At 68.6% G+C, this 26,713-nt stretch carries 26 protein-coding genes and 1 pseudogene; 18 read left to right on the forward strand and 9 right to left on the reverse strand.

What is annotated here, in order from left to right:
* Positions 1-10: 10 nt before the first annotated feature.
* The 3 genes and pseudogenes from ABQE89_RS19585 to ABQE89_RS19595 all read right to left on the reverse strand — a co-directional run bounded on the left by ABQE89_RS19585 (position 11) and on the right by ABQE89_RS19595 (position 3,357).
* Positions 11-1,273 (reverse strand): DEAD/DEAH box helicase, encoded by a 1,263-nt coding sequence (locus ABQE89_RS19585; RefSeq protein ID WP_448419653.1) that lies wholly within the window; start codon positions 1,271-1,273, stop codon positions 11-13.
* A gap of 182 nt (positions 1,274-1,455) precedes the next feature.
* A pseudogene (locus tag ABQE89_RS19590) lies at positions 1,456-2,490 on the reverse strand (LLM class F420-dependent oxidoreductase); the annotation flags it as partial.
* Between the two features lie 12 nt (positions 2,491-2,502).
* Positions 2,503-3,357, reverse strand: coding sequence for a dienelactone hydrolase family protein (locus tag ABQE89_RS19595; protein WP_448419655.1), 855 nt, complete (start codon positions 3,355-3,357; stop codon positions 2,503-2,505).
* 55 nt (positions 3,358-3,412) lie between these two features.
* On the opposite strand from ABQE89_RS19595, the gene glmS reads away from it, so the two are divergent.
* Positions 3,413-5,278 (forward strand): glutamine--fructose-6-phosphate transaminase (isomerizing), encoded by a 1,866-nt coding sequence (glmS, locus tag ABQE89_RS19600; RefSeq protein ID WP_448419657.1) that lies wholly within the window; start codon positions 3,413-3,415, stop codon positions 5,276-5,278.
* Positions 5,278-6,165, forward strand: coding sequence for an alpha/beta fold hydrolase (locus tag ABQE89_RS19605; protein WP_448419659.1), 888 nt, complete (start codon positions 5,278-5,280; stop codon positions 6,163-6,165). Before glmS ends, ABQE89_RS19605 begins: the two co-directional genes overlap by 1 nt.
* On the opposite strand, the gene thpD is transcribed toward ABQE89_RS19605, so the two are convergent.
* The 4 genes from thpD to ectA are packed head-to-tail and all read right to left on the reverse strand — an operon-like array spanning position 6,116 to position 9,321.
* Positions 6,116-7,033: an ectoine hydroxylase gene (gene thpD, locus ABQE89_RS19610; RefSeq protein WP_448419661.1), complete on the reverse strand. Its 918-nt coding sequence runs from the start codon at positions 7,031-7,033 to the stop codon at positions 6,116-6,118. The genes ABQE89_RS19605 and thpD overlap by 50 nt on opposite strands.
* Before the next feature lie 5 nt (positions 7,034-7,038).
* A complete protein-coding gene (locus ABQE89_RS19615) occupies positions 7,039-7,431 on the reverse strand; it encodes an ectoine synthase (RefSeq protein ID WP_448419663.1) in 393 nt (130 codons plus the stop codon).
* A 27-nt stretch (positions 7,432-7,458) separates the two neighbouring features.
* On the reverse strand, positions 7,459-8,748 hold the full coding sequence (ectB, locus tag ABQE89_RS19620) for a diaminobutyrate--2-oxoglutarate transaminase (RefSeq protein WP_448419665.1): 1,290 nt from the start codon (positions 8,746-8,748) through the stop codon (positions 7,459-7,461).
* A 24-nt stretch (positions 8,749-8,772) separates the two neighbouring features.
* Positions 8,773-9,321: a diaminobutyrate acetyltransferase gene (gene ectA / locus ABQE89_RS19625; RefSeq protein ID WP_448419666.1), complete on the reverse strand. Its 549-nt coding sequence runs from the start codon at positions 9,319-9,321 to the stop codon at positions 8,773-8,775.
* Positions 9,322-9,658: 337 nt separating this feature from the next.
* On the opposite strand from ectA, the gene ABQE89_RS19630 reads away from it, so the two are divergent.
* From ABQE89_RS19630 to ABQE89_RS19685, 12 genes are all read left to right on the forward strand, one after another.
* Positions 9,659-11,080 (forward strand): NAD(P)H-hydrate dehydratase, encoded by a 1,422-nt coding sequence (locus ABQE89_RS19630; protein ID WP_448419668.1) that lies wholly within the window; start codon positions 9,659-9,661, stop codon positions 11,078-11,080.
* A gap of 25 nt (positions 11,081-11,105) precedes the next feature.
* Positions 11,106-12,488: a glutamate decarboxylase gene (locus tag ABQE89_RS19635; RefSeq protein WP_448419670.1), complete on the forward strand. Its 1,383-nt coding sequence runs from the start codon at positions 11,106-11,108 to the stop codon at positions 12,486-12,488.
* Between the two features lie 40 nt (positions 12,489-12,528).
* Positions 12,529-13,695 (forward strand): alanine racemase, encoded by a 1,167-nt coding sequence (gene alr, locus ABQE89_RS19640; RefSeq protein WP_448419672.1) that lies wholly within the window; start codon positions 12,529-12,531, stop codon positions 13,693-13,695.
* An 86-nt stretch (positions 13,696-13,781) separates the two neighbouring features.
* Positions 13,782-14,798: an alpha/beta fold hydrolase gene (locus ABQE89_RS19645; RefSeq protein ID WP_448419867.1), complete on the forward strand. Its 1,017-nt coding sequence runs from the start codon at positions 13,782-13,784 to the stop codon at positions 14,796-14,798.
* The gene (gene tsaE / locus ABQE89_RS19650) at positions 14,791-15,261 is read left to right on the forward strand and encodes a tRNA (adenosine(37)-N6)-threonylcarbamoyltransferase complex ATPase subunit type 1 TsaE (RefSeq protein ID WP_448419674.1); all 471 of its coding nucleotides are present in this window, start codon (positions 14,791-14,793) and stop codon (positions 15,259-15,261) included. Before ABQE89_RS19645 ends, tsaE begins: the two co-directional genes overlap by 8 nt.
* Positions 15,243-15,833 carry a tRNA (adenosine(37)-N6)-threonylcarbamoyltransferase complex dimerization subunit type 1 TsaB gene (tsaB, locus tag ABQE89_RS19655; protein WP_448419869.1) on the forward strand — a complete coding sequence of 197 codons (591 nt, stop codon included), beginning with the start codon at positions 15,243-15,245 and terminating at the stop codon, positions 15,831-15,833. The genes tsaE and tsaB overlap by 19 nt, the downstream gene beginning before the upstream one ends.
* Positions 15,830-16,282, forward strand: coding sequence for a ribosomal protein S18-alanine N-acetyltransferase (gene rimI / locus ABQE89_RS19660; RefSeq protein ID WP_448419675.1), 453 nt, complete (start codon positions 15,830-15,832; stop codon positions 16,280-16,282). Before tsaB ends, rimI begins: the two co-directional genes overlap by 4 nt.
* Positions 16,279-17,304, forward strand: coding sequence for a tRNA (adenosine(37)-N6)-threonylcarbamoyltransferase complex transferase subunit TsaD (gene tsaD, locus ABQE89_RS19665; protein ID WP_448419677.1), 1,026 nt, complete (start codon positions 16,279-16,281; stop codon positions 17,302-17,304). The genes rimI and tsaD overlap by 4 nt, the downstream gene beginning before the upstream one ends.
* Positions 17,301-17,753: a nuclear transport factor 2 family protein gene (locus ABQE89_RS19670; RefSeq protein ID WP_448419679.1), complete on the forward strand. Its 453-nt coding sequence runs from the start codon at positions 17,301-17,303 to the stop codon at positions 17,751-17,753. The genes tsaD and ABQE89_RS19670 overlap by 4 nt, the downstream gene beginning before the upstream one ends.
* 162 nt (positions 17,754-17,915) lie before the next feature.
* Positions 17,916-18,218, forward strand: coding sequence for a co-chaperone GroES (gene groES, locus ABQE89_RS19675; RefSeq protein WP_006244188.1), 303 nt, complete (start codon positions 17,916-17,918; stop codon positions 18,216-18,218).
* 77 nt (positions 18,219-18,295) lie between these two features.
* Complete coding sequence (groL, locus tag ABQE89_RS19680) at positions 18,296-19,921, forward strand: chaperonin GroEL (RefSeq protein ID WP_448419682.1); 1,626 nt, start codon at positions 18,296-18,298, stop codon at positions 19,919-19,921.
* Between the two features lie 310 nt (positions 19,922-20,231).
* Complete coding sequence (locus ABQE89_RS19685) at positions 20,232-21,287, forward strand: 3-deoxy-7-phosphoheptulonate synthase (protein ID WP_448419684.1); 1,056 nt, start codon at positions 20,232-20,234, stop codon at positions 21,285-21,287.
* A gap of 2 nt (positions 21,288-21,289) precedes the next feature.
* Here the strand turns inward: ABQE89_RS19685 and ABQE89_RS19690 are convergent, their stop codons facing one another.
* Positions 21,290-21,580: a WhiB family transcriptional regulator gene (locus tag ABQE89_RS19690; protein ID WP_448419686.1), complete on the reverse strand. Its 291-nt coding sequence runs from the start codon at positions 21,578-21,580 to the stop codon at positions 21,290-21,292.
* A gap of 400 nt (positions 21,581-21,980) precedes the next feature.
* Between ABQE89_RS19690 and ABQE89_RS19695 the strand changes: the two genes are divergently transcribed.
* The 3 genes from ABQE89_RS19695 (at position 21,981) to ABQE89_RS19705 (ending at position 24,541) form a co-directional block, all read left to right on the forward strand.
* Positions 21,981-22,748, forward strand: a complete 768-nt coding sequence (locus tag ABQE89_RS19695; protein ID WP_448419688.1) for a hypothetical protein — start codon at positions 21,981-21,983, stop codon at positions 22,746-22,748.
* Between the two features lie 91 nt (positions 22,749-22,839).
* Positions 22,840-23,418 carry a sigma-70 family RNA polymerase sigma factor gene (locus tag ABQE89_RS19700; RefSeq protein WP_448419690.1) on the forward strand — a complete coding sequence of 193 codons (579 nt, stop codon included), beginning with the start codon at positions 22,840-22,842 and terminating at the stop codon, positions 23,416-23,418.
* Entirely contained in the window at positions 23,411-24,541 is a 1,131-nt protein-coding gene (locus ABQE89_RS19705) for an anti-sigma-D factor RsdA (protein WP_448419692.1), read from the forward strand. Before ABQE89_RS19700 ends, ABQE89_RS19705 begins: the two co-directional genes overlap by 8 nt.
* Positions 24,542-24,618: 77 nt before the next feature.
* Here ABQE89_RS19705 and ABQE89_RS19710 read toward each other — a convergent pair whose 3' ends face one another.
* Positions 24,619-25,023 (reverse strand): DUF5319 domain-containing protein, encoded by a 405-nt coding sequence (locus ABQE89_RS19710; protein WP_003882245.1) that lies wholly within the window; start codon positions 25,021-25,023, stop codon positions 24,619-24,621.
* Positions 25,024-25,112: 89 nt separating this feature from the next.
* Between ABQE89_RS19710 and guaB the strand changes: the two genes are divergently transcribed.
* Positions 25,113-26,702, forward strand: coding sequence for an IMP dehydrogenase (gene guaB, locus ABQE89_RS19715; protein WP_448419871.1), 1,590 nt, complete (start codon positions 25,113-25,115; stop codon positions 26,700-26,702).
* Positions 26,703-26,713 lie beyond the last annotated feature (11 nt).

Here is a 26,713-nt window from a genome sequence, read left to right on the forward strand (position 1 = left end):
CCTCCGCGACCTAGGCGTTGACTGGGCGCCTGCGTCGTGACGGACGACGCCGACCGGGCTGCTGAGGCTTCGTCGGTGCCGGCCGGCTGGCGACGATCGGCTGAGAGAACGTGCGCTCACCCGGAGCGATCTGGTGCAGCACGGGATGCGAGGGCCCGCTGAACCGGGTGATCGTCGGCTTCACGCCCGCCTTACGGGTCAACTGCCGCACATCGGACACCTGATCGTCGAGCATCAGAGTGACCACGGTGCCCTCGGCTCCGGCGCGCGCGGTCCGCCCGGACCGGTGCAGATACGCCTTGTGTTCGACGGGCGGATCGGCATGCACGACCAGGGTCACCTCGTCGACGTGGATGCCGCGCGCGGCGATGTCCGTGGCGACGAGCACAGAAGCCGAGCCGTCGGAGAACGCCGCGAGGTTGCGCGTGCGTGCATTCTGCGAGAGGTTGCCGTGCAATTCCACGGCAGGCACGCCGCGTGAGTTCAGTTGACGGGTAAGCGCTTTGGCGCCGTGCTTGGTGCGCGCGAACACGATGGTCCGGCCCGGCGATGCCGCCAGGTCGGCGAGCACGTTGACCCGCGACGCCTTGTCGATGTGAAGCACGTGGTGATCCATCGCGCTGACCGGCGACTGCTCGGAGTCGACGCTGTGCACGACGGGATTGTTCAGGTACCGCTTGACCAGCACGTCGACTCCGCGATCCAGCGTGGCGGAGAACAGCATCCGCTGCCCGGTGCGCGGTGTCTTGTCCAGTAGCCGCTTCACCGGGGGCAGGAAGCCGAGATCGGCCATGTGGTCGGCCTCGTCGAGCACCGTGATTTCGATCGCGGAGAGGTCGGCGTGACGTGAGTTGACGTGATCTTCCAGACGGCCCGGGCACGCGATGACGATGTCGACGCCCTGACGCAGTTTCTGAATCTGCGGCTGTGGCCCGACGCCACCGAAGACGGTCACCGACCGAAGGCCGGTGGCGGCCGCCAGCGGTGCGAGGGTCGCCTCGATCTGGGAAGCCAATTCCCGCGTCGGCGCCAGGATGAGCGCCCTCGGGCGGCCTGGCTGACGCTTGGCCGGACTGGCAGTGAGCCTTGTCACAATCGGCAACAGGAAGGCGTATGTCTTACCGGATCCGGTGCGGCCGCGGCCCAAGACGTCGCGTCCGGCCAGCGAGTCCGGCAGTGTCGCCGACTGGATGGGGAACGGCGACTCGATGCCGTTGCGCGCCAGCGTGGCGACGACGGCCTGCGGCAGGCCGAGTTCGGCGAAGGTGGACACGGTTGTGCCACCGGGGTTTTGAACAGACAAGGGGAAACTCCGAAAGATGAGGATGGTCGTCCTGCCCGGCGCGGGTGATTCCGCGGCGCTCGGTGTGACGATCGAGAAGCGGCAAAAGGCAGAACAGAAATTGCCGCAGTCACCACTGTACAGACCCGCCGGCGATTTTCGTAATCGCTACCCAGCAGTGCGTGCACTTCCTCGACGAAGCCGACGGTTTCTCGCGGGTCGACAGACAGCGGTTGCAGCAGCAGTGTCGTCGCCCCGGCGTCGGTGTAGGCGGCCAGGCGCTCTTTGACGAAACCGCGTGGCCCAACCAGCGATATGGCGCGCACCAGGTCGTCGGGAACGGCGCCGATCGCCTCGGCCTTCCTGCCAGCCAGGTACAGATCCTGGATGTGGTCGGCCACCGCGCCGAACCCGTAACGGGTGGCCAGATCGTGGTAGAAGTTGCGGCCGCGGGCGCCCATCCCACCGATGTAGAGCGCCAATTGCGGCTTGACCCAGGACAACCGGTCGTCGACGTCGTCGCCGATCGCCAGTGGCGCGCTGACCATGACATCCAACGGACCCAGCGCCGCGTCCCGTTTGGCCAACCCGGCGCGCAGTGCGTCGCCCCAGACCTCGTCGGCCTTCTCCGGGTGGAAGAACACCGGCTGCCAGCCCTCGGCGATCTCGGCGGTCAACTCGACGTTCTTCGGGCCGAGTGCCGCGATCACAATCGGGATACGTTCGCGCACAGGGTGATTGATCAAGTGCAGCGGCTTACCCAGGCCGGTACCCCGGTCAGCGGGCAGCGGAATCTGGTAGTACTTGCCGTCGTATTGGACCCGCTCGCGCCGCCACACCTGCCTGCAGATGTCGACGACCTCGCGCGTGCGTCCCAGCGGGGCGTCGAACGGCACCCCGTGAAAGCCCTCCATCACCTGCGGACCGGACGTGCCGATGCCCAGCCGGAACCGGCCGTCGGAGACGTAGTCCAGGCCAGCTGCCGTCATCGCCAGCAGCGTGGGCGTGCGCACGTAGATCGGGACGACGCCCGTGCCCAGTTCGATTCGCGACGTCCTGGCCGCCAGGAATCCGAGCTGGCTGATCGCGTCATAGGAGTACGCCTCGGGAACCAGCACGATGCCTGCGCCGAGCTTTTCCAGTTCGACGACCTGATCGACGGCCTCGAGGAACCCGCCCGCGTAGTTGAGGAAGATGCCGGTGCGCATGTCAGAGATCCGTCACGGCTTCAGGAGGGCGACGACCTTGTTCTCGAGGTCCACCGGATCGTCGGCGAACGGGTCGAGAACCGGGGCCTTGGGCAGCGCGGCGTCCGGATCGGCGAATTCGCGGTAGGCCTTGTCACCGGTCAGGGTGTGCAGCAGGTAGCCGGTCATCAGCGCACGCACCACCTTCTGGGTGCTGCGGTCGGCGCCGGGCAGCCCGACCACGCGCGCCAGCCTGCGCCCCTCGATGAGCCCACCGGCCTTGGCCTTGTCGACCGTGCGGATCGTCGCGGTCTTCCACGCGCGGGCCAGCTCCACGGCGTTGGACCGCAGCGTCATCGGGTCGCCCGGTGCGGTGAACACCAGGCCGGGCACCTGCAGCGACGCTGCCGGTTCCTCGGCGCGGGGCTTGGTGACCGTCGGGAACGCCGCCACGACGGCCTTGGGTGCGTGCGGGCCGGCAGGCACACCGGCCGCGGCGAACACCGCCGCCGATGCGCCGAACCCGTGTCCGGCCAGGCCCAGTTTCGTCGGGTGCACGCTGATCTGACCCGGTCCGAGCCGCACGCCGGTGATGATGTCGAGGGTGGTGCCCAGGTCGAACGCGAAATTGAGCACCGACGGGGCCAGCCCGGTCTCGGTGTGCGGCGCCGCGGCGACGATGCCCCAGGACGCCAGGTGCTCCAGCGTTCCGTGGTAGCGGTCGGCGCCTGTGACCCAATCGTGGCCGAACGCCACCCCAGGAAGATTCAGGCCCGACTCGGGGGTGAACACCACGCCCGACAAACCGGCAAATGCCAGGTCACCGCGTAAAACGCGGTGCGGGCCGCGGCGGGTCAACGCCGTGAAGAGCTTCTTCGTGCGGGCCACCAGACGACCGTAGCGCAGGCGGTTGCCCGGCGCTCTTGCACTACCCTGGATGGCTATGTGCGGCATCGTCGGCTACGTCGGAAAGCGCCCTGCCTGCGCCATCGTCGTCGATGCGCTTCGCAGGATGGAGTACCGCGGATACGACTCCTCGGGTCTCGTGGTGCTCGACGGCGACGGTGAGTTGACGGTGCGGCGGCGGGCCGGGCGGCTGGCCAATCTGGAGGCCGCGCTGACTGAGGCCGACGCGCCCAGCCTGGCGGGCAGCACCGGACTCGGGCACACCCGGTGGGCCACCCACGGCAGACCGACCGACCGCAACGCGCATCCGCACCGAGATGTCAGCGGAAAGATCGCGGTGGTCCACAACGGCATCATCGAGAACTACGCCGCGATGCGCACCGAATTGGAAGCCCTGGGCGTGGAGTTCGCCAGCGACACCGACACCGAGGTCGCGGTGCACCTGGTCGCCCACCAGTACCACCACGGTGAGACCGCCGGGGACTTCCCGGCCTCGGTGCTCGCGGTGCTGCGACGGCTAGAGGGCCACTTCACGCTGGTGTTCGCCAACGCCGACGATCCGGGAACGATCGTCGCGGCGCGGCGCTCCACCCCGTTGGTGCTCGGCGTCGGTGACGGGGAGATGTTCGTCGGCTCCGACGTCGCCGCGTTCATCGAGCACACCCGCGACGCCGTCGAACTCGGGCAGGACCAGGCCGTGGTCGTCACCGCCGACGGCTACCGCATCACCGATTTCCACGGCGCCGAAGTCAGCGACTACCGCAGCTTCCACATCGACTGGGACATCTCGGCGGCCGAAAAGGGCGGCTATGAGTTCTTCATGCTCAAGGAGATCGCCGAGCAACCCGCCGCTGTCGCCGACACGCTGCTCGGCCACTTCGTGGACAACCGCATAGTGCTCGACGAGCAGCGGCTGTCCGACCAGGAGCTGCGCGAGATCGACAAGGTGTTTGTGGTGGCCTGCGGTACGGCGTTCCACTCCGGCCTGCTGGCGAAGTACGCGATCGAGCACTGGACCCGGCTGCCCGTCGAGGCCGAGCTGGCCAGCGAATTCCGTTACCGTGACCCGGTTTTGGACCGCCACACCCTGGTCGTGGCAATCTCGCAGTCCGGGGAGACCGCCGACACCCTGGAGGCAGTGCGGCACGCCAAGGGGCAGAAGGCCAAGGTGCTGGCCATCTGCAACACCAACGGTAGCCAGATCCCGCGGGAATGCGACGCGGTGCTCTACACCAGGGCAGGCCCCGAGATCGGCGTCGCGTCCACCAAGACGTTCCTCGCGCAGATCGCCGCCAATTACCTTGTCGGACTGGCGCTCGCGCAGGCCCGCGGCACCAAGTACCCCGACGAGGTGGCCCGCGAGTATCACGACCTGGAAGCCATGCCGGATCTGGTGGCGCGGGTGATCGACGGCATCGAGCCGGTGTTCGAGCTGGCCCGACGGTTCGCCAAATCGCAGACCGTGCTGTTCCTCGGCCGCCACGTCGGTTATCCGGTCGCGCTCGAGGGCGCGCTCAAGCTCAAGGAATTGGCGTACATGCACGCCGAGGGCTTCGCCGCCGGTGAGCTCAAGCACGGGCCGATCGCGCTGATCGAGGACGACCTGCCGGTGATCGTCGTGATGCCGTCGCCGAAGAACTCTCCGATGCTGCACGCCAAGCTGCTGTCGAACATCCGTGAGATCCAGGCACGCGGCGCCGTCACGATCGTCATTGCCGAAGAGGGTGACGACACCGTGCGGCCGCACGCCGACCATCTGATCGAGATACCGGCTGTGTCAACGCTTTTCCAGCCGCTGCTGTCGACCATCCCGCTGCAGGTGTTCGCGGCCGGTGTCGCGCGGGCCCGCGGTTACGACGTCGACAAACCGCGCAACCTCGCCAAGTCGGTGACCGTCGAATAGTGCCTTCTGTCGGGCACTTCCGCAGCGATGCGGCGCGTGAGCATTTCTTCGCCGCCTACGACGCCGCGATGGCCGCGCTGCCGCCCAGCGAACCCGTCGACGTCCCCACCTCGTTCGGCACCGTTCGGACCTACCGGTTCTCGGGGCCGGCGGCGGGCGCTCCCGTGGTGTTGCTGCCGGGCCGCAACGCCTCCACCCCGATGTGGGGCACCAATCTGGCCGACCTGCTGACCCGGCGCCCGGTCATCGGCATCGACCTGCTCGGCGAACCCGGCAGGTCCGTGCAGACCGTACCGATCACCGGCCCCGACGACGAGGCGCGGTGGCTCGACGAGACGCTTGCCGGTCTCGCGGTCGACAGCGCTCACCTGATGGGGGTGTCGATCGGCGGATGGACCGCGGTGAACCACGCCGTGCGGCGGCCCGGCCGGGCAGCATCGCTGGTGGTGTTGGACCCGGTGTTCACTTTCGCCCCGATCGCGGCCAAGGCGGTGTTGGCCTCGCCGGCGCTGTTTTTGCCCGGCGTGCCCAAGGCGGTGCGCCGCCGAGTGCTGAGCTGGATTTCCGGTGGCGCCGAGGTGACGGATCTGCCGGAGACGGCGCTGATCTCGGCCGGATCGACCGATTACGTGCTGGCCAAGCCGATGCCACGACGCTTCGGCGACGACGAGTTGCAGGGTCTGGGCATCCCCGTACTGGCGCTGATCGCGGGCCGCAGCGTGATGCACGACGGTGCTCGGGCGGCTGCTCGGGCGCAACAGCTGCTACCGCACGGGCAGGTCGAACTGTGGGCGGCCGCCTCACATGCGATCAACGGCGAGTATCAGGCCGAAATCGCTACGCGCGCACACCGTTTCTGGGCTGAAGTGGACTCGGCCCCGACGTGATATTCGGCCGCGCCGCGAGGAACTCCGGACGGGGCTTGCCCGCGGCGAACGGCGCGGTGAGTTGGTTCTCCACGGAGTTGAACACCAAGAAGATGTTCGACCGGGGAAACGGCGTGATGTTCGAACCGGAGCCGTGCATGACGTTGGCGTCGAACCACAGCGCGCTGCCCGCGGGCCCGGTGAACTGGTTGATCCCGCATCGGTGTGCGGTCTCGGTGAGAACCTTCTGGTCGGGAACGCCGACGTCCTGGCGGACCAGCGAGGTCGCGTGGTTGTCGTCCGGAGTGGCGCCCACGCAGGGGAAGAATGTCCGGTGCGACCCCGGCATCACCATCAGCGAGCCGTTGTAGGAGAAGTTGTCGGTCAGCGCGATCGAGCATGACACCGCGCGAATCGCCGGCATGCCGTCCTCGGCATGCCAGGTCTCGAAATCCGAGTGCCAATAGAAGCCGGTTCCGGTGAAGCCGGGCATGAAGTTGATCCGCGCCTGGTGGATGTAGACGTCGCTGCCCAACAGTTGGCGCGCGATCGGCAGCACCGTGTCGAGCGTGACTACCTGCGCGACAAGGTCGGACAACAGGTGCGGTTCGAACACCGACCGGACGCTGCCGTTGGGCTCCCGGATCACCCGCGGATCGGTCTGCTCGGTGTCGGCGCCCAGCCGGTCGAGTTCCCGGCGAAGCTCGGGCAGCCAGTCGGAGCCGACGGCCGCGGGCCGGATGAGATAACCCTGCTCGGCATAGCTGTTCAACGCCGCCTGATCCAGCGGCCCGTGAATCGCCTTGCCCCACACCGTCGGCTCGATGCGCGCGATGGGGGCAGCGGGCCGCTCCAGTCGGGTGGGGTAGTTGTCTACGACGGACCCCATCCCGATCACGCAGCCGGTTGGGGCGGCGGGTAGGCCCCCGTCTCGTCGTGGACTTCCTGACCTGTCACCGGCGGATTGAACACGCAGAACATCCGCAGCTGTTCGTCACAGGTCAGCTTGTGCCGCTCGTGGCCGTCGAGTAGATACATCGTCCCGGCCGACAGCGGGTACTGCCGACCGGTTTCCAGGTCGGTGAGGCCGCCTTTGCCTTCGACCACCCAGACGGCCTCGACGTGGTGCTGGTAGTGGAATTCGCAGACCGCGCCGGTTTCGATGGTGGTCTCGTGGAAGGAGAAGCCGACCCCGTCGCCGGCGAGCACGATGCGTTTGGATCGCCACGACCCGCCGGACACGTCGCGCTCGGTGCCCGTGATCTCCTCGGTGGTGCGGACAATCATGAAATGACTCCTCGGCTGTCGTCGAAACTAGGCCGCCGTCACGGCGACGGACTCGGCAAGAATGTCCAGTCCCGCCGAAAGGTCGGGCTGCGAGATCGTCAGCGGCGGCAGGATCTTGGCCACCTCGTCGGAGGGCCCGCTGGTCTCCATCAGCAGACCGCGTTCGAACGCTGCCCGGCAGACGGCGCTCGCCCGGTCCTCCTGCTCGAACCTCAACCCCTGCGCCATGCCGCGGCCGCGGGTCGATATGCCCTCGTGCGAGGCGGCGATGCCGTCGAGCCGGTCCCGGATGAACTGCCCCTTGCCAGTGGTGCTCTGGGCGAACGCATCGGTCTCCCAATAGGTTTCCAGCGCCTTGGTGGCGGTGATGAAGGCGGGGTTGTGGCCGCGAAAGGTTCCGTTGTGTTCGCCGGGTGCCCACACGTCGAGATCCGGGTGGAACAGCGTGATGGCCATGGGCAGGCCATAGCCACTGATGGACTTCGACAGGGTGACGATGTCGGGCACGATGCCAGCCGCCTCGAAACTGAAGAACGGGCCGGTGCGGCCGCATCCCATCTGCACATCGTCGACGATGAGCAGGATTTCACGCTGGCGGCACAGCTCGGCGAGCGCCTGCAGCCATTCGATACGCGCCGCGTTCAGCCCGCCCTCGCCCTGCACGGTCTCCACGATCACCGCAGCCGGCCGGTTGAGCCCGCTACCGGAGTCGTCGAGCACCCGCTCGAACCAGTGGAAGTCCTCGGTGACGCCGCCGAAGTAGTTGTCGTAGGGCATCGGGGTGGCATGGACCAACGGGATCCCGGCGCCCGCACGTTTCATCGAGTTGCCGGTCACCGAAAGGGCGCCCAGCGTCATGCCGTGAAACGCGTTGGTGAAGCTGACGATCGACTCGCGACCGGTGACCTTGCGCGCCAGCTTCAACGCCGATTCCACCGCATTGGTGCCGGTCGGACCGGGGAACTGCACCTTGTAGTCCAGATCGCGGGGTTTGAGCACCAACCCCGAGAACGCCTCCAGGAAGTCCTGTTTCGCCGTGGTGGCCATGTCCAGTGAGTGCACGACCCCGTCGGCGGCGAGGTAGTCGAGCACCGCGCGTTTGAGGATCGGGTTGTTGTGCCCGTAGTTGAGTGCACCCGCGCCCGCGAAGAAGTCCAGGTAGCGGCGGCCGGACGTGTCGGTCAGCCACGAACCCTGCGCGGTGTCCATCACGGTGGGCCAACTGCGGCAGTAACTGCGCACCTCGGACTCCACCGAGGAGAACACCTCGGGCAGGTCTTGTTGTTGATCGAGAATCTCAGCTTCTAGCAGCGACACTGCGTCTCCATTTCGGTTTCGGTTCTACAGACGAGCGGTGATGGGACCGATTCGCAGGATCGGCTCGTCCTCGTGATTGCCGTCGGCGTCGAGAAGATCGGCGCCGAAGTGTTCGTGTTCGGTGATCGGCACACCGTGTCGGCGCGCGAAACCGCCGAACAGTGCGCGGGACTGCTCATTACTCGGAGCGACCGTCGCCTCCACCGTGACCGGATGACCCCGACGGTCGGCGCGTACCCGGGTGACGAGCCCGTCGAGCATTGCGCTGCCCAACCCTTTGCCCTGCGCGGACGGGGAGACGGCGACCTGCCAGACGAACAGCACCTCGGGCCGGGTAGGTGGGTGATAACCGGTGATGAACCCCACCGGTTCCCCGTCGGCCTCCGCGATGATCGACGTGTCGGCGAAGTCGGTCGCCCACAGCAGATACGCATACGTCGAGTTGAGGTCGAGCGTTCGCGTGGCGTCCGCCAGTCGATGCATTGCGAGGGCATCCGAACCCTGGGGACGACGCAGGAGATAGGGAGGGGTTTGGGGGCCAGGGGGGCCGCGGTCGTGACCAAGCACGCGCATACCAGTTAGCTGTCACCGCCGATCAAGTTTCGAATCCATAGCGTCAAGTCATCGGTCGGATCGACCCAAGCACAGCGGCGCAGGTGTGATCAAGCTGCGACCAGCCCAGCTAACACGGGGGCAACCACCCCTGATTAGGCGAATGTCCAGCGGAAAGGCCGACAAGCGGGCGGACGGCCGACAGCCGCCCGCCGTTATCAAATCGTTATATTTGAAATGCGGCTCGCTGCTTCGGTTATATCGACGAATTTGCTGGCCAGCGCGTTGACGGACGGTCCCGATGCGTCTTCGGCCCGTCGCCGACCGGAACGATGACTTGCATGGAATCCTGACCTCGATGCGGTACTACTACTCCGCCGACCAGATCCGCGAGGCGGAAGCCCCGTTGCTCGCCTCGTTGCCCGACGGCGCGCTGATGCGGCGGGCGGCCAACGGTCTGGCGATCGCGATCGCGCGTGAGCTGTTCCTGCTCACCGGCGGTGTCGCCGGACGCCGGGTCTGCGCGGTCGTCGGGTCCGGTGACAACGGTGGCGACGCGCTGTGGGCGGCGACGTTGTTGCGCCGCCGCGGAACGGCATCCAGCGCGGTGGTGCTCAACCCAGAGCGGGTACACCGAAAGGGCCTGGCGGCATTCCTGCGCGCGGGCGGGCGGATTGTCGAACGTGTACCCCAGGCAACGGATCTGGTGATCGACGGGGTCGTCGGCATCTCGGGCTCCGGACCGCTGCGGCCGAACGCCGCCGAGGTGTTCGCCGCCGTCGAGGCGGCCGGCATCCCGGTGGTCGCCGTCGATGTCCCCAGCGGCGTCGACGTGCGCACCGGCGCGACCGAGGGCCCGCACGTCTGCGCCGCGCTGACGGTGACCTTCGGAGGTCTCAAGCCCGTGCACGCGCTCGGCGAGTGCGGCCGCGTCGAGTTGGTCGACATCGGCCTGGACCTGCCCGCCTCCGATGTACGGGGGTTCGAGGCCGCCGACGTGGCCGCGCGGTGGCCCACACCCGGGCCCGCCGACGACAAGTACACCCAGGGCGTCACCGGCATCCTGGCCGGCTCGGCGACCTATCCCGGCGCGGCGGTGCTCTGTACGGGCGCCGCGGTGGCCGCGACCTCGGGCATGGTGCGTTACGCGGGAAGTGCGACGCAACAGGTGCTTTCACACTGTCCGGAAGTCATCGCCACGGAGAGTGCGGCCGCGGCGGGCCGGGTGCAGGCGTGGGTCGTCGGCCCGGGATCGGGGACCGACGATTCCGGCGCGGCGGCACTGTGGTTCGCGATGGAGACCGACCTGCCGGTGATCGTCGACGCCGACGCGCTGACCATCCTGGCAGCCCATCCCGAACTGGTCGCCGATCGCGCCGCGCCCACCGTGTTGACCCCGCACGCGGGCGAATTCGCGCGTCTGGCCGGTGCACCGCCGGGCGCCGACCGTGTCGACGCCACCCGCAGACTGGCCGACCGACTGGGCGCGACCGTGCTTCTCAAGGGCAATGTCACCGTCGTCGCCGATCCGGGCGGGCCGGTCTACCTCAACCCCGCGGGCCAGTCCTGGGCCGCCACAGCAGGTTCCGGCGATGTGCTGTCGGGCATCATCGGCGCGCTGCTGGCCGCCGGCCTTCCGCCGGGGGAGGCGGCCGCCGCGGCGGCGTTCGTCCACGCCCGCGCCGCGAATCTGTCGGCCGTCGACCCCGGGCCACACGCCGCGCCGACGTCGGCATCCCGAATCCTCGACCATGTCCGAGCCGCTGTCGCCAATCTCTGATCCGAATCGAAAGGACGCCCAATCCATGTCGCCCAAGCACACTCCCGGTCCGCACGTCGCCCCCGCGTACACCGGACGGCTGGAGATGACGCCGGTGCCGTCACTGCGGATTCCCGACGAGTCGATGGATCCCGACACCGCATACCGGTTCATCCACGACGAGTTGATGCTCGACGGCAGCAGCAGGCTGAACCTCGCGACGTTCGTCACCACCTGGATGGATCCGCAGGCCGAGCGGCTGATGGCCGAGACCTTCGACAAGAACATGATCGACAAGGACGAGTATCCGGCGACCGCGGCGATCGAGCAGCGCTGCGTGTGCATGGTCGCCGACCTGTTCCACGCCGACGGGCTGCGTGACGACGACCCGTCGAGTGCGGTCGGGGTGTCGACCATCGGCTCGAGCGAGGCGGTGATGCTGGCCGGGCTCGCGATGAAGTGGCGGTGGCGGGAGAAGGTCGGCAAGGATTGGAAGAAGCGCACCCCGAATCTGGTGATGGGCGCCAACGTTCAGGTGGTGTGGGAAAAGTTCTGCCGCTACTTCGACGTCGAGGCGAGGTACCTGCCGATGGCCGAGGGCCGCTACGTCATCACCCCCGAGCAGGTGCTGGAGAACATCGACGAGGACACCATCGGCGTGGTGGCGATCCTGGGCACCACCTACACCGGTGAGCTCGAACCGATCGCCGAGATCTGCGCGGCGCTGGACAAGCTGGCCGCCGGCGGCGGATTGGACGTGCCCGTGCACGTCGACGCGGCCAGCGGCGGCTTCGTGGTGCCGTTTCTGCATCCCGATCTGGCATGGGACTTCCGGTTGCCGCGGGTGGTGTCGATCAACGTCAGCGGGCACAAGTACGGGCTGACCTATCCGGGCATCGGGTTCGTGGTGTGGCGCAGCGCGGAGTATCTGCCCGAAGGGCTGGTGTTCCACGTCAACTACCTGGGCGGCGACATGCCGACGTTCACGCTCAACTTCTCCAGGCCAGGCAATCAGGTGGTCGGCCAGTACTACAACTTCCTGCGGCTGGGACGGGCCGGCTACGGGCAGGTCATGCACGCGCTGTCGCGCACGGCGCGCTGGCTCGGCGATCAACTACGCGAAAGTGAGCACTTCGAGGTGGTGGCCGACGGGTCGGCGATCCCCGTGGTGAGCTTCCGGCTCACCGGTGAGCGCGGGTACACCGAGTTCGACGTGTCACAGGCGCTGCGGGCGTACGGCTGGCAGGTGCCCGCCTACACGATGCCCGAGGACGCCACCGACGTCAGGATGCTGCGGGTGGTGGTGCGGGAGGGCTTCTCGGCCGACCTGGCCAGGGCGTTGTACGACGACATGGGCACCGCGCTGTCGCACCTCGACGAGCTCAAACCGCAGGGACACTACGACCGGGTGCAGCCCTTCGCGCACTGAGAGCCGACCCCGTGGTCGCCGTCTGGGACAATCGGGGCAGATGGATACCTTGCAGGCAGACTCCACGACGGCGGCCGCCGAGGCGGTCATCGACCTCGACGCGATCGCGCACAACGTGCGACTGCTGCGTGAGCACGCCGGTTCGGCCCAGGTGATGGCCGTGGTGAAGGCCGACGGGTACGGCCACGGCGCGACGCAGGTCGGCCGCGCGGCGCTGGCGGCGGGGGCCGCCGAACTGGGGGTCGCCACCATCGACGAGGCATTGGCGCTGCGCCGCGACGGCGTCACCGCGCCCGTGCTGGCCTGGCTGCACCGCCCGGGCACCGACTTCGCCCCCGCGCTGCAGGCCGACGTGGAGATCGGGGTGTCGTCGGTGCGTCAGGTCGGCGAACTGCTCGACGCGGTCGAGCGCACGGGCCGCACCGCGACCGTCACCGTCAAGGTGGACACCGGGCTCAACCGCAACGGCGTGGGGACGGGTGACTATCCGGCGCTGCTGGCAGCGTTGAAACCCGCGCTGGCCGCCGACGCGATCCGGTTGCGCGGGATGATGTCGCACCTGGTGCACGGCGACGACCCGGACAACGCGCTCAATGACCTTCAGGCGCAACGACTTCGCGATCTGATCGAGCACTCCCGTGCCGAAGGTGTGCGTTATGACCTAGTGCACCTGAGCAACTCGCCAGCCGCGATGACTCGCCCCGACCTGGCCTTCGACATGGTGCGCCCGGGTATCGCCGTCTATGGCCAGACGCCCATACCCGAACGTGGCGACATGGGGCTGATCCCCGCGATGACGCTCAAATGCACTGTCGCACTGGTACGTTTCGCTCGCGCGGGGGAAGGTGTGTCCTACGGTCACACGTGGTTCGCCGAGCGTGACACCACGGTGGCGTTGTTGCCCATCGGCTACGCCGACGGGGTGTTCCGCAACCTGTCCGGCCGCATCGACGTGCTGATCAACGGCGTCCTGCGCCGCAGCGTCGGCCGCATCTGCATGGACCAGTTCGTCGTCGATGTCGGGCCCGACAGCGATGTCGCCGAGGGAGACGAAGCCATTCTGTTCGGGCCGGGCACCCGTGGTGAGCCGACCGCGCAACACTGGGCCGATCTGCTCGGCACCATCAACTACGAGGTGGTCACCAGCCCGCGCGGACGCGTCCTGCGCAGCTACCGTGCGACGAAACCGGCGGGGCGCAGTCGTTGAACGGCATCGCGCCGGGCCGACGTTGGGGCGGCTGGCTGGCGGGCGGAGCGGGATTGACCGCGGTCGGCGGCTCCGTCGCCGCTTCGATGGCGCGGTCGCTGCGTCGTCGGCTCAGCGCCGAGGATCCGTATGTCGACGAGGACTTTCGGCTGCTCGACGATGACCCGAGCGTGGTCGTCACCGCATCGGACGGCGTGCCGTTGGCGGTGCGCGAGGTGGGTCCGCAGGACGCGCCGCTGACCGTGGTGTTCGCGCACGGCTTCTGTCTTCGAATGGGCGCCTTTCATTTTCAGCGTGCCCGGCTGACCCAACAGTGGGGGCCGCAGGTGCGGATGGTGTTCTACGACCAGCGTGGCCACGGCGAATCGGGAGCGGCGGATCCGGCCACCTACACCGTCACGCAGCTGGGTCAGGATCTGGAGGCGGTGCTGGCCGTGATGGCCCCGCGCGGGCCGGTGGTGCTGGTCGGTCACTCGATGGGGGGCATGACGGTGCTGTCGCATGCCAGGCAGTATCCGCAGCGCTATCCGACCCGGGTCGTCGGTGCGGCGTTGATTTCGTCTGCGGCCGAGGGAGTTTCCCGGTCACCACTGGGCGAGATCCTGAGGAACCCCGCGCTGGAGGCGGTGCGGTTCGCGGCTAGGTACGCGCCGAAGACCGTCCATCGCACCCGCGGGTTCGCCAAATCGGTGATCGCGCCGATCCTGCGTGCCGCCTCCTACGGGGACCAGGAGATGAGTCCGACCGTCGCCGAGTTCTCCGAGCAGATGATGCACGCCACCCCCATCGAGACCGTGGTCGAGTTCCTGCACGCCCTCGAGGTGCACAACGAAACCGCGGGGCTGGTCACGCTGGCCAAGGTGCCCACACTCGTCGCGTGCGGCGACCGCGATCTGCTCACTCCGATGGAGTACTCCAAGAGCATGGCCGAGGTGCTGCCGAAGTGTGAACTCGTGATCGTCGAAGGCGCAGGGCATCTCGTGCAACTCGAAGCGCCCGAGATCATCGACGACGCGCTGGTTCGGTTGGTGCAGCGGGCGACGCCCTCCAAGCTCGTCGCGATGACGCGGCGGGTGCGCGAACGTGTCCGAAACCATGACTGAGCGCGGTTCAGGCACCGCGGAGTTGCCCACCGCCGAGGACACCCTCGCGCTCGGCGCGCGGCTCGGCGCGCAGTTGCGGGCCGGCGACGTCGTGGTGTTGTCCGGTCCGTTGGGAGCTGGAAAGACGGTGCTGGCCAAGGGTATCGCCGAGGCGATGGATGTCGAGGGCCCGGTGATCTCGCCGACGTTCGTGTTGGCCCGCGTGCACCGCGCGCGGCAGCCGGGCGCGCCCGCGATGATCCATGTCGACCTGTACCGCCTCCTCGACCAGGCGTCGGTCGACCTGCTCGCCGAACTCGACTCGCTGGACCTCGACACCGACCTCGGCGATGCCGTCGTGGTGGTGGAGTGGGGCGAGGGGCTGGCCGAGCGCCTGTCCGAACGCCATCTCGATGTCCGGCTCGAACGCGGTCGTGACACCGAGGTGCGCACCGCGATGTGGCGGTGGAGCACACCGTGCTGATCCTGGTCATCGACACCGCGACGCCCGCGGTGACCGCGGGCGTGGTCCACCGCGATCTGTCGGCGCGGACGCTGGCCGAGCGGGTCACCGTCGACGCCCGCGCGCACGCCGAGCGACTGACACCCAACATCGTCGCGGCGCTGGCCGACGCGGACATCAGCGCCGAGGACCTCGACGCGGTCGTGGTCGGCTGCGGGCCGGGCCCGTTCACCGGCCTGCGGGTCGGGATGGCGACCGCCGCGGCCTACGGCCACGCACTGGGCGTGCCGGTGTACGGGGTGTGCAGCCTCGACGCGATCGGCATCGACACCACCGGCGAGGCGCTGGTGGTCACCGACGCCCGCCGCCGCGAGGTGTACTGGGCGCGCTACCGCGACGGCGCGCGGGTCGACGGGCCCGCCGTCGACGCACCCGCCGATGTGCCGGGCGCCGCCGAGGCACTGAGCCGTCCGCCCACGTACCCGACGGTCGCGAACCTGGTGCGCGCCGTCGCGGACTGGGCCGCCGAGCCCGCCCCGCTGGTGCCGCTGTATCTGCGGCGCCCGGACGCCAAGCCGCCGGCGGCCAGATGACCGTCGAATACGGGCCGCTGAAGCCGTCGGATGCCGCGCGGTGCGCGGAGCTGGAGAGGCAGCTGTTCGACGGTGACGACCCGTGGCCCGAGCGGGCGTTTCTGACCGAACTCGCGGCCAAGCACATCCACTACGTGGCCGCGCGGGAGGCCGACAAGCTGGTCGGTTACGCGGGCATCGCTCGCCTCGGCCGGAGACGGCCCTTCGACTACGAAATCCACACCGTCGGCGTCGACCCCGCCTATCAGGGCCGGGGCATCGGCCGCGGGCTGGTGGCCAGGCTGCTCGACTTCGCCTCGGACGGCACCGTTTTCCTCGAAGTCCGCACCGACAACGAGGCCGCGATCAAGCTCTACGAGAGCTTCGGCTTCGTCAACGTCGGGCTGCGCAAGCGCTACTACCGGGTCAGCGGCGCCGACGCCTATACGATGAAGCGGAATCCGTCATGACAGTCATCCTGGCCATCGAAAGCTCCTGCGACGAAACCGGCGTCGGCATCGCCCGTCTCGGCGACGACGGCACCGTCACGCTGCTCGCCGACGAGGTCGCTTCCAGCGTCGACGAACACGCCCGGTTCGGTGGCGTCGTCCCGGAGATCGCGTCGCGCGCGCACCTCGAGGCGCTGGGACCGACGATGCGTCGGGCGTTGGCGACCGCCGACATCGAACGGCCCGACGTCGTCGCCGCGACCATCGGTCCGGGGCTGGCGGGCGCGCTGCTGGTGGGAGTCGCCGCGGCCAAGGCGTATTCGGCGGCGTGGGGAGTTCCGTTCTACGGCGTCAACCATCTCGGTGGCCATCTCGCCGCCGATGTGTACGACCACGGACCGCTGCCCGAGAGCGTCGGGCTGCTGGTGTCGGGTGGGCACACCAACCTGCTGCACGTGCGGTCGCTGGGTGAACCGATCGTCGAACTCGGCGGCACGGTCGACGATGCCGCGGGTGAGGCCTACGACAAGGTGGCCCGGCTGCTGGGGTTGGGCTACCCCGGCGGCAGAGTGCTCGACGAGCTGGCCCGCACCGGCGACCGGGAGGCGATCGTGTTTCCCCGCGGCATGACCGGGCCGCGCGACGACCCCTACTCGTTCAGCTTCTCCGGGTTGAAAACCGCGGTGGCGCGCTACGTGGAGGCGCATCCCGACGCCGCGCAGGCCGATGTGGCGGCGGGGTTCCAGGAGGCCGTCGCCGACGTGCTGAGCGCAAAGGCGATCCGGGCCGCCAACGACCTCGACGTGTCCACACTGCTGATCGCCGGGGGAGTGGCCGCCAATTCGCGGCTGCGGGAGCTGGCCGAACAGCGCTGCGCTGCGGCGGGATTGACCCTGCGGATTCCGCGGCCCCGGCTGTGCACCGACAACGGCGCGATGATCGCCTCGTTCGCCGCACACCTGATCGCGGCGGGGGCTGCACCGTCGGGGCTGGACGCGGCCAGCGATCCGGGGCTCCCGGTGGTACAGGGCCAGGTGGCGTGAGCGCGGCCGACAAGCTGGCGATCGGCGAGCTGCTGTACCGCTACGCCGAGCTGATCGATGCCGGCGACTTCGACGGTGTCGGCCGGTTGCTCGGCCGCGGCAGCTTCGCCGGGGTGGCCGGCGCCGAGGCGATCGCGAAGCTGTTCGCGTCGACCACCCGCCGGTACCCCGACCACGCGAACACCCCGCGGACCCGCCACCTGGTGCTCAACCCGATCGTCGAGGTCGGCACCGACGGCACCGCGACCGCCCGCTCGACGTTCTGCGTCGTGCAGAACACGGATGCGCTCGCCTTGCAGCCGATCGTCGTCGGCCGCTATCTGGACACCTTCGGTCGGGACGCGGATGGCTGGTACTTCACCGAGCGTCGGGTCGACGTGGAGATGGTCGGCGATGTCTCGGCCCACCTGTTCCTCGATTCGGGCGATTTAGGCAAGGGCCAACCTTGAGTGCTAGCACTCTCGGGTATAGAGTGCTAGGTGGCAGGTGGCCAACCCCCTGTGCCGGCACCCGCGACGACGGCGCGAGGGCTCGGACGCCGGCCGAACACCTGGTAAACGACACATCCGGGCTACCCGGATAGACAACCCAAACTAGTGGAGGGCTCCATCGTGGCGAGCGTGAACATCAAGCCACTCGAGGACAAGATCCTCGTCCAGGCCAACGAGGCCGAGACCACGACCGCGTCCGGTCTGGTCATTCCCGACACCGCCAAGGAGAAGCCGCAGGAAGGCACCGTCGTCGCAGTTGGCCCCGGCCGCTGGGACGAGGATGGCGAGAAGCGCATCCCCGTGGACGTGTCGGAAGGTGACACCGTCATCTACAGCAAGTACGGCGGCACCGAGATCAAGTACAACGGCGAGGAGTACCTGATCCTCTCAGCGCGCGACGTGCTCGCTGTCGTCAACAAGTAAGCACCGTGTTCCGCCCCGGCGATCCCCGTACCCACGGGTGATTTCCGGGGCGGTATGCGTACTAGGGGAAGACTTCTATGAGTAAACAGATTGAGTTCAACGAAACCGCGCGTCGCGCAATGGAAGCCGGTGTCGACAAGCTCGCCGACGCGGTACGCGTGACACTGGGCCCGCGCGGCCGTCACGTGGTGCTGGCCAAGGCGTTCGGCGGCCCGGTGGTGACCAACGACGGCGTCACCATCGCCCGCGAGATCGAACTGGAGGATCCGTTCGAGAACCTGGGCGCACAGCTGCTGAAGTCGGTGGCCACCAAGACCAACGACGTCACGGGCGACGGCACCACCACCGCCACGGTGCTGGCGCAGGCCCTGGTCAAGGCCGGGCTGAAGAACGTCGCAGCGGGTGCCAACCCGATGGCGATGGGTGCGGGCATCGCCAAGGCCGCCGACGCGGTTTCGGAGGCGCTGCTGGCCGCGGCCACCCCGGTGTCCGACAAGAAGGGCATCGCGCAGGTGGCCACCGTGTCCTCGCGCGACGAGCAGATCGGCGAAATGGTCGGCGAGGCGATGACCAAGGTCGGCCACGACGGGGTGGTGTCGGTCGAGGAGTCCTCCACGCTTGACACCGAGTTGGAGATCACCGACGGCGTCGGCTTCGACAAGGGCTACATCTCGGCGTACTTCATCACCGATTTCGACGCCCAGCAGGCGGTGCTCGAGGACGCGCTGGTGCTGCTGCACCGCGAGAAGATCAGCTCGCTGCCCGACCTGCTGCCGCTGCTGGAGAAGGTCGCCGAGGCCGGCAAGCCGCTGTTGATCGTCGCCGAAGATGTTGAGGGCGAGCCGCTTTCGACGCTGGTGGTCAACGCCATCCGCAAGACGCTGAAGGCCGTTGCGGTCAAGGCGCCGTTCTTCGGTGACCGCCGCAAGGCCTTCCTCGACGATCTCGCGGTCGTCACCGGCGCCCAGGTGGTCAACCCCGACGTCGGCCTGGTGCTGCGTGAGGTCGGCCTCGAGGTGCTCGGCACCGCGCGACGTGTCGTGGTCGACAAGGACAGCACCACGATCGTCGACGGCGGCGGCACCAAGGAGGCCATCGAGGCGCGTAAGGCGCAGTTGCGCGCGGAGATCGAGACCACCGATTCGGACTGGGATCGCGAGAAGCTCGAGGAGCGGCTGGCCAAGCTGGCCGGCGGCGTCGCGGTGATCAAGGCCGGTGCGGCCACCGAGACCGCGCTCAAGGAGCGCAAGGAAAGCGTCGAGGACGCCGTCGCGGCGGCCAAGGCCGCCGTCGAGGAAGGCATCGTCGCCGGTGGCGGTTCCGCGCTGGTGCGCGCCGCGAAGTCGCTGGACAAGCTGCGCGACAGCCTCAGCGGCGACGAGCGGCTAGGGGTCGAGGTGTTCGCCTCGGCGCTGTCGGCGCCGCTGTATTGGATCGCCGCCAACGCGGGCCTGGACGGATCGGTCGTGGTGCACAAGGTCGCCGAGTTGCCCGAGGGGCAGGGCTTCAACGCCGCCACGCTGACCTACGGCGATCTGGCTGCCGAGGGTGTGGTCGACCCGGTGAAGGTCACCCGCCTCGCGGTGCTCAACGCGGCGTCGGTCGCCCGGATGGTGCTGACCACCGAGACCGCTGTCGTCGAGAAGCCCGAGGAGGAAGACGAGCACGCGGGCCACGGCCACGGTCACGGCCACGCGCACTGAGTCAGTTCGTGACGAGCGCTCATCCTCGTACGGTTTGGCACCTCAAATCTGTACGAGGGTGAGCGCTCGCGCTTTGCACGGGCCCGATTTGGCCGGGCGTCGAGCGCCGGTATACCCTGGGCTCCGTGAACATCGGTATGCGTGCCAGCTATTGGCGCTTTATCAAGGCTCCGGGCGGAGCCGATTAGAGCGCAGCGCTAACGCACGCATCCACCCGGAGCCCAGGCAGTGACCACCAGGTCGCTGCCTTTCGTCATTCAAGGGCCCCGGGGTTGACCGGGTGCCCATAACCAGAAAGGCACCCAAGACCGTGAACCCAGCGCAGATCGCCAGCCCACCGGTGACGTCGGACCGGCGAGTCCGCGGTTTCAGCGCAATCCCCAGCCCGCACGCGGTGCTCAGCGAGTTCCCGCTGGGCTCTCGGCGCGCCGAGCGGGTGCTGCGCGATCGCGAGGAGATCGCCGCCATCCTGGCCGGCCGCGACGACCGCCTGCTGGTCGTGGTGGGCCCGTGCTCGGTGCACGATCCGGCCGCCGCGCTGGACTACGCCAGCAGGCTGGTCAAGGTCGCCGCCGTCCTGGGCGACCGGCTCAAGATCGTGATGCGGGTCTACTTCGAGAAGCCACGCACCACGGTCGGATGGAAGGGTCTGATCAACGACCCCGCGATGGACGGCACCTACGACGTGGCCCGCGGCCTGCGCATCGCCCGTCAACTGCTGCTCGACATCATCGACATCGGCCTGCCGGTGGGATGCGAGTTCCTCGAGCCCAACAGCCCGCAGTACATCGCCGACGCGGTGGCCTGGGGCGCCATCGGCGCTCGCACCACCGAATCGCAGGTGCACCGCCAACTGGCGTCGGGGCTGTCGATGCCGGTCGGGTTCAAGAACGGCACCGACGGCAACATCCAGGTGGCCGTCGACGGGGTGCGGGCGGCCGGCGCCCCGCACGTCTTCTTCGGGATGGACGACCTCGGGCGCGGCGCGCTGGTGAGCACCGAGGGCAACGAGGACTGCCACGTCATCCTGCGCGGCGGCACCCACGGGCCCAACTGGGACGCCGAGTCGGTGCAGGCGACGGCCGCCAAGCTGACCGCCGCGGGCCTGCCAGGTCGCGTCGTCATCGACTGCAGCCATGCCAACTCCGGCAAGGACCACGTTCGCCAGGCGGCGGTGGCCGCCGAGGTGGCCCAGCTGGTGCGCGACGGCCAGCCGGTCAGCGGGGTGATGCTGGAGAGCTTCCTGGTCGCCGGCGCCCAAGCCGCCGAAGCTCAGCCGCTGACCTACGGGCAGTCGGTCACCGACAAATGCATGGACTGGGCGACAACCGATTCGGTGCTGCGGGTGCTTGCCGACCGCGGCTAGAGTCACGACGCGCGGCGCACGGCTCCCTTCAGCAAAATCTCGCGCTCGGATTCCGACAGGCCGCCCCATACGCCGTAGGGTTCGCCGACGCTCAACGCGTGTGAGCGGCACTCCGCGATCACGGGGCAACTGCGGCACATCTCCTTGGCGCGCTTCTCGCGCTGGGCCCGCGCCCGGCCGCGCTCACCGTCGGGATGGAAGAACACGGAGGAATCGACTCCCCGGCACAGGCCGTGCATTTGCCAATCCCAGACATCGGCGTTCGGTCCGGGTAGATGCTGCAGCTGTGGCATGAGAAACCCCTCTCTACACACATTTTCGAAATAGGGGGTGCGTGGGTTTGTGGAACCGATTCGAGTCGAAGTCGACGGTGACCGCTCGTGGTCATCAAAGTAGATTGGCTCACGAAATCCCGTCAATAGCCGGGGCGTGTGCCCAACGCCATAACCGCAGGCCCAGAATTTACCTCACGTTCATCGTTACGACCCCTAGTCGGCGCAGATCGCGGCCCGAACGGGTGCTGGGCCGGTTGGAATCAGACAATTGCCCTGATCGCGTTCGACCGTCGACGGCAATTCCGGGCAGCTAATTCTTTGGCGAGGTAATTGGCTTACCTGGAATTAACATGACGACCATCAACTGTTAACCATTGTTGGTCGAAAATCGACGCCCGTTGATAGCGTTCCCGGTCGGATGACGCTCTTCGACGCCGCCTTCGGGCGCGACCCCGGACGCTGGCCGCTGCCCGCCGCGACGACGCCGCACGAGTTGTGGCTGCGCGCGGTCGCGGCGGGCGGGCAGGGTCGCTACGGCAGTGCGCTGGCGGATCTGGCCCTGCTGCGCCGCGGGCCGTGTCCCGGCCGGTTGCTGTCGCTGGCGCACAGCACCCGCGCGTCGTTCTTGCGTCAACTCGGCGGCCACGCCGACGCGCGCGGCTGGGACGGGCGGGCCCTGGCGGTCGCCGGCGCCGACGCGGAGGCCCGCGCCGATGCGCTGATCGGCCTGGCCGCCGATGCGCTCGGCATCGGCAGGCTCGCGGCGGCGGCCAGGGCGCTGCACCGCGCGGCCGACGCCGCGACCGGACCACGGGTCGCGGTGCGACTGGCGTGGGTGTCCGCCGAACTGGCGATGGCCGGCGGTGCCGGACCCGCGGCGGTGGGGCACGCCGAGCGGGCCGTCGAGCGGGCCGCCGCCCTCGGATCCGCGCGACACGCCGTGAAGTCAGAGGTGGTACGGGCCGCGGCGCTGTGCAGTGCCGGGGACCTGGACGCCTCCCGGGCGGTCGCCGATTCCGCGCTGGATGCCGCCGAGCGGTTGGGAATGTTGCCACTGCGCTGGGCGTTGGCCTGCTTGCTGGCCGACATCGGCAGCGCGACGCGTTCGGCGGCGCAGGTGGCCGCGATCCGCGACGAGTCCGCCGACACAGTCCGGTCACGGGGCGGCGTGTGGGCTGCCCGCTGAGCGGGCGCACGCCATCCTGAAAGTTATTGTTTAGCCGAGCCAACCCTGCCCGGGTTCCGTCCCATCCGTAACGCTGGAGAGATCGCCCACGATGACATCTTCGGGAGAACGTCTCGATGCCGTCGTTGCTGAGGCTGTTGCCGGCAACCGGGACGCGCTCCGGGAGGTGCTGGAGATCATTCGCCCGATCGTCGTCCGCTATTGCCGGGCAAGAGTCGGCGCGACCGAGCGAAGCGGTCTGTCAGCAGATGACGTTGCACAGGAGGTCTGCTTGGCCGCCATCACGGCGCTGCCGCGCTACAAGGATCAGGGACGACCGTTCCTGGCCTTTGTGTACGGCATTGCGGCCCACAAGGTGGCCGACGCGCATCGCGCGGCGGCCAGAAACCGCTCCGACCCGACCGATGTCGTGCCGGAACGGTTGTCGGTGGACGCCGGCCCCGAGCAGATGGCGTTGGACGCCGAGGCATCCGACCGGATGAAGAAGCTTCTGCAGATCCTGCCCGAGAAGCAGCGCGAAATCCTGATCCTGCGTGTGGTGGTGGGCATGAGCGCCGAGGAGACCGCGGAGGCCGTGGGCAGCACGGCGGGCGCGGTCCGGGTGGCCCAGCACCGTGCACTGGCCCGGCTGAAGGCCGAAATCATCGCGACGGGGCACGACCATGCCTGACTTCGGACGCTGGACTTCCAACGGGGGCGACCCGTCGCTCAACGAGATCAACCGCACCGACCGGTTCCTCGACGCGCTCGCGTTCGAGCAGCCGGTGTACTCGACCGATCCCGGTGAGGCCGAGTTGGCTCACCTGCTCGCCGGCTGGCGCGACGAGGTCCGCGACGCACCGCTGACGGCGGCGTTGACGCCGCGCGACGCGGTGCTGGCGCTGGACGGTGCGCGGGCGTCTCGTCGCCGTGGCCGGATGACGCTGGCGGTGGTCGGCTCGGCGGCCGCCGCGGTGCTCTGCCTGGGCGGGTTCGTCAGCGTGGTCGCGGGTGCGGGTCCCGGCGATTCGCTCTACGGGCTCAAGACCATGTTCTTCGGTGAACAGCAGGCGTCTCGCGACGACGCGGTGATGCTGGCCTCGCAGCAGCTGGCCGAGGTGCAGCAGCTGATCGAGGAGGGGCAGTGGGATGCGGCCGAACAGAAGCTGCAGACGCTGACGACCACGGTCGCGTCGGTCAATGACGTTGAGCGCAAAGAGGAATTGGTCACCCAGTGGCAGGAGCTGACCGTCAAGGTCGAGAGCAAGGACGCGAACGCGACCGTGCCGCCGGGCGCGCCGCTGCCTCAGATGCCGGACGTGCCAGTGGTTGTCGCGCCGGGAACGGACACCTCGGCGATCACTACGGTGCCCTTGGAGACGACGACGGCGACCCCGCCGTCGGAAACCACCGTCACCTCGCCGCCGCCGTCGGAGACCACCTTGCCGTCGTCGCCGACCGAGACCACCTTGCCGTCGTCGCCGACCGAGACGACCCTGCCGTCGTCGCCGGCCGAGACCTCGCAGATCCCGCGGCCGACGCCCTCGCAGACGCCGCAGCCGTCGTCGCCGACGCTGCTGCCCGCACCGTCGCCGACCGTTGTGCCGACACCGACACCGACACCGACACCGAAGCCGACGTCGCAGGCGCCGTTGCCGACACCATCGGCGGTCACACCGCAGCCGACACCGTCGGCGGTGCAAGAGGACACACAAGAGGACGACTCCACGGCCGAGGCGCCGACACGGGAGGCACCGCGAACCGCGGTGACGACGACTGTGGTGCTACCGGAACCGGCCGACGAGCCGCGCTAGCGCCCAAACTCACGTTTGGGCGCAGAAGTGCGAGTGGATCACGCCATTTCGTGGATTTCGGCGCGCGAGCGAACGGCTCAGCGGTAGCCGTCGGTGTCGGAGGTGGCCTCGTTGAGCGAGGCGTCCGCGTAGCCGCGGCAGTAGTCCCATGTGACGTAGGCGTCGGGTTCGGGATCGTAGGCCGGTTCGTGTGGCCGGACCGTACCGTCGACGAGCAGCTGCAACAGGTTGGCGCGCAGCATGTCCCAGTCGTGGTAGTGGTCCTGCTGGCATTCGTCACAGCACACCACCAGTCCGCGGATCCCCTTGTGCGCCAGGAGTGCCTCGTATACGGCCAGGTCGGCCAGATCGGCCTCCACCGCGGTCCGCTCTTGAGGATCCAGCGGCTGACCGGGCTCGATCGCGTCGAGCGCGGCGGAGGGGTCGCAGGGGTCGTCAGCGAAGGGATCGGGTGGCAAACCCGGCGGTAAATGGTCGCGCACGCCTCCACCCTACGCAGCCGTACTCATTTCGCGCCAGCCGTCGAGCGGTGTGCCGCGCAGTCGAGTGTGGCACCGAACCGCCGGTGTCGATGCCGATAGGATGGTCGTCTAGCTCGACGCTGATGGAGGCCCCACCCATGTCGATCGCTGAAAGCAGCCTTCCGCTCGCCGTACCGGTGTCCACCGGCGGCGATGACCCGACGAAGATTGCGATGCTCGGCCTCACGTTCGACGACGTGCTGTTGCTGCCCGCGGCGTCCGACGTGGTGCCCGCGGCCGCCGACACTTCCAGCCAGCTGACCAAGAGGATCCGGCTGAAGGTGCCGTTGGTGAGCTCGGCGATGGACACCGTGACCGAATCGCGGATGGCGATCGCGATGGCGCGCGCCGGCGGGATGGGCGTGCTGCACCGCAACCTGCCGGTGGCCGAGCAGGCCGGTCAGGTCGAGACCGTGAAGCGCTCCGAGGCCGGGATGGTCACCGACCCGGTCACCTGCTCGCCGGACAACACGCTGGCCGAGGTCGACGCGATGTGCGCGCGCTTCCGGATCTCCGGGCTGCCCGTCGTCGACGACACTGGCGAGCTGGTCGGCATCATCACCAACCGCGACATGCGCTTCGAGGTGGACCAGTCCAAGCCAGTCTCGGAGGTGATGACCAAGGCGCCGCTGATCACCGCCCAGGAGGGCGTCTCGGCCGAGGCGGCGCTGGGACTGCTGCGCCGGCACAAGATCGAGAAGCTGCCGATCGTCGACAACCACGGCAAGCTGACCGGGCTGATCACCGTCAAGGACTTCGTCAAAACCGAACAGTTCCCGCTGTCGACCAAGGACTCCGACGGCAGGCTGCTCGTCGGCGCCGCGGTGGGGGTCGGCAACGACTCGTGGACGCGGGCGATGACGCTGGTGGACGCCGGCGTCGACGTCGTCGTCGTGGACACCGCGCACGCCCACAACCGACTGGTGCTCGACATGGTCAGCCGGCTCAAGGCCGCGGTCGGTGACCGGGTCGACGTGATCGGCGGCAACGTCGCGACCCGCGCGGCCGCCTCCGCGCTGGTCCAGGCGGGCGCCGACGCGGTCAAGGTCGGGGTGGGCCCGGGGTCGATCTGCACCACCCGGGTGGTGGCCGGGGTGGGCGCCCCGCAGATCACCGCGATCCTCGAGGCCGTCGCCGCCTGCGCACCCGCGGGTGTGCCGGTGATCGCCGACGGCGGGCTGCAGTACTCCGGCGACATCGCCAAGGCGCTCGCGGCGGGGGCGTCCACCGCGATGCTGGGCTCGCTGCTGGCAGGCACCGCCGAATCGCCCGGTGAGCTGATCTTCGTCAACGGCAAGCAGTTCAAGAGCTACCGCGGCATGGGTTCGCTGAGCGCGATGGCCGGGCGCAGCGGCGGCAAGTCCTTCTCCAAGGACCGCTACTTCCAGGACGACGCGCTGTCGGAGGACAAGCTGGTGCCCGAGGGCATCGAGGGCCGGGTACCGTTCCGTGGGCCGCTGTCCACGGTGATCCACCAACTCACCGGCGGGCTACGGGCCGCGATGGGCTACACCGGCTCGGCCACCATCGAGCAGTTGCAGCAGGCCCAGTTCGTCCGGATCACTGCGGCGGGTCTGAAGGAAAGCCATCCCCACGACATCACGATGACCGTGGAGGCCCCCAACTACTACGCCCGCTAAGGGGGCTTTGG

This window comes from Mycolicibacterium sp. XJ1819 (genome assembly GCF_053483675.1).

Bases quoted from the DNA above. Each gene is read 5' to 3' on its own strand.
- ABQE89_RS19630 (WP_448419668.1), top strand. From the start codon at position 9,659: ATGCGGTACTACTACTCCGCCGACCAGATCCGCGAGGCGGAAGCCCCG.
- alr (WP_448419672.1), top strand. From the start codon at position 12,529: ATGGATACCTTGCAGGCAGACTCCACGACGGCGGCCGCCGAGGCGGTC.
- tsaD (WP_448419677.1), top strand. From the start codon at position 16,279: ATGACAGTCATCCTGGCCATCGAAAGCTCCTGCGACGAAACCGGCGTC.
- ABQE89_RS19700 (WP_448419690.1), top strand. From the start codon at position 22,840: ATGACATCTTCGGGAGAACGTCTCGATGCCGTCGTTGCTGAGGCTGTT.
- groL (WP_448419682.1), top strand. From the start codon at position 18,296: ATGAGTAAACAGATTGAGTTCAACGAAACCGCGCGTCGCGCAATGGAA.
- ABQE89_RS19705 (WP_448419692.1), top strand. From the start codon at position 23,411: ATGCCTGACTTCGGACGCTGGACTTCCAACGGGGGCGACCCGTCGCTC.
- ABQE89_RS19635 (WP_448419670.1), top strand. From the start codon at position 11,106: ATGTCGCCCAAGCACACTCCCGGTCCGCACGTCGCCCCCGCGTACACC.
- ABQE89_RS19690 (WP_448419686.1), bottom strand. From the start codon at position 21,580: ATGCCACAGCTGCAGCATCTACCCGGACCGAACGCCGATGTCTGGGAT.
- thpD (WP_448419661.1), bottom strand. From the start codon at position 7,033: ATGGGGTCCGTCGTAGACAACTACCCCACCCGACTGGAGCGGCCCGCT.
- guaB (WP_448419871.1), top strand. From the start codon at position 25,113: ATGCCGATAGGATGGTCGTCTAGCTCGACGCTGATGGAGGCCCCACCC.
- glmS (WP_448419657.1), top strand. From the start codon at position 3,413: ATGTGCGGCATCGTCGGCTACGTCGGAAAGCGCCCTGCCTGCGCCATC.
- ABQE89_RS19695 (WP_448419688.1), top strand. From the start codon at position 21,981: ATGACGCTCTTCGACGCCGCCTTCGGGCGCGACCCCGGACGCTGGCCG.
- ABQE89_RS19615 (WP_448419663.1), bottom strand. From the start codon at position 7,431: ATGATTGTCCGCACCACCGAGGAGATCACGGGCACCGAGCGCGACGTG.
- ectA (WP_448419666.1), bottom strand. From the start codon at position 9,321: ATGCGCGTGCTTGGTCACGACCGCGGCCCCCCTGGCCCCCAAACCCCT.
- rimI (WP_448419675.1), top strand. From the start codon at position 15,830: ATGACCGTCGAATACGGGCCGCTGAAGCCGTCGGATGCCGCGCGGTGC.
- ABQE89_RS19645 (WP_448419867.1), top strand. From the start codon at position 13,782: ATGGCGCGGTCGCTGCGTCGTCGGCTCAGCGCCGAGGATCCGTATGTC.
- tsaE (WP_448419674.1), top strand. From the start codon at position 14,791: ATGACTGAGCGCGGTTCAGGCACCGCGGAGTTGCCCACCGCCGAGGAC.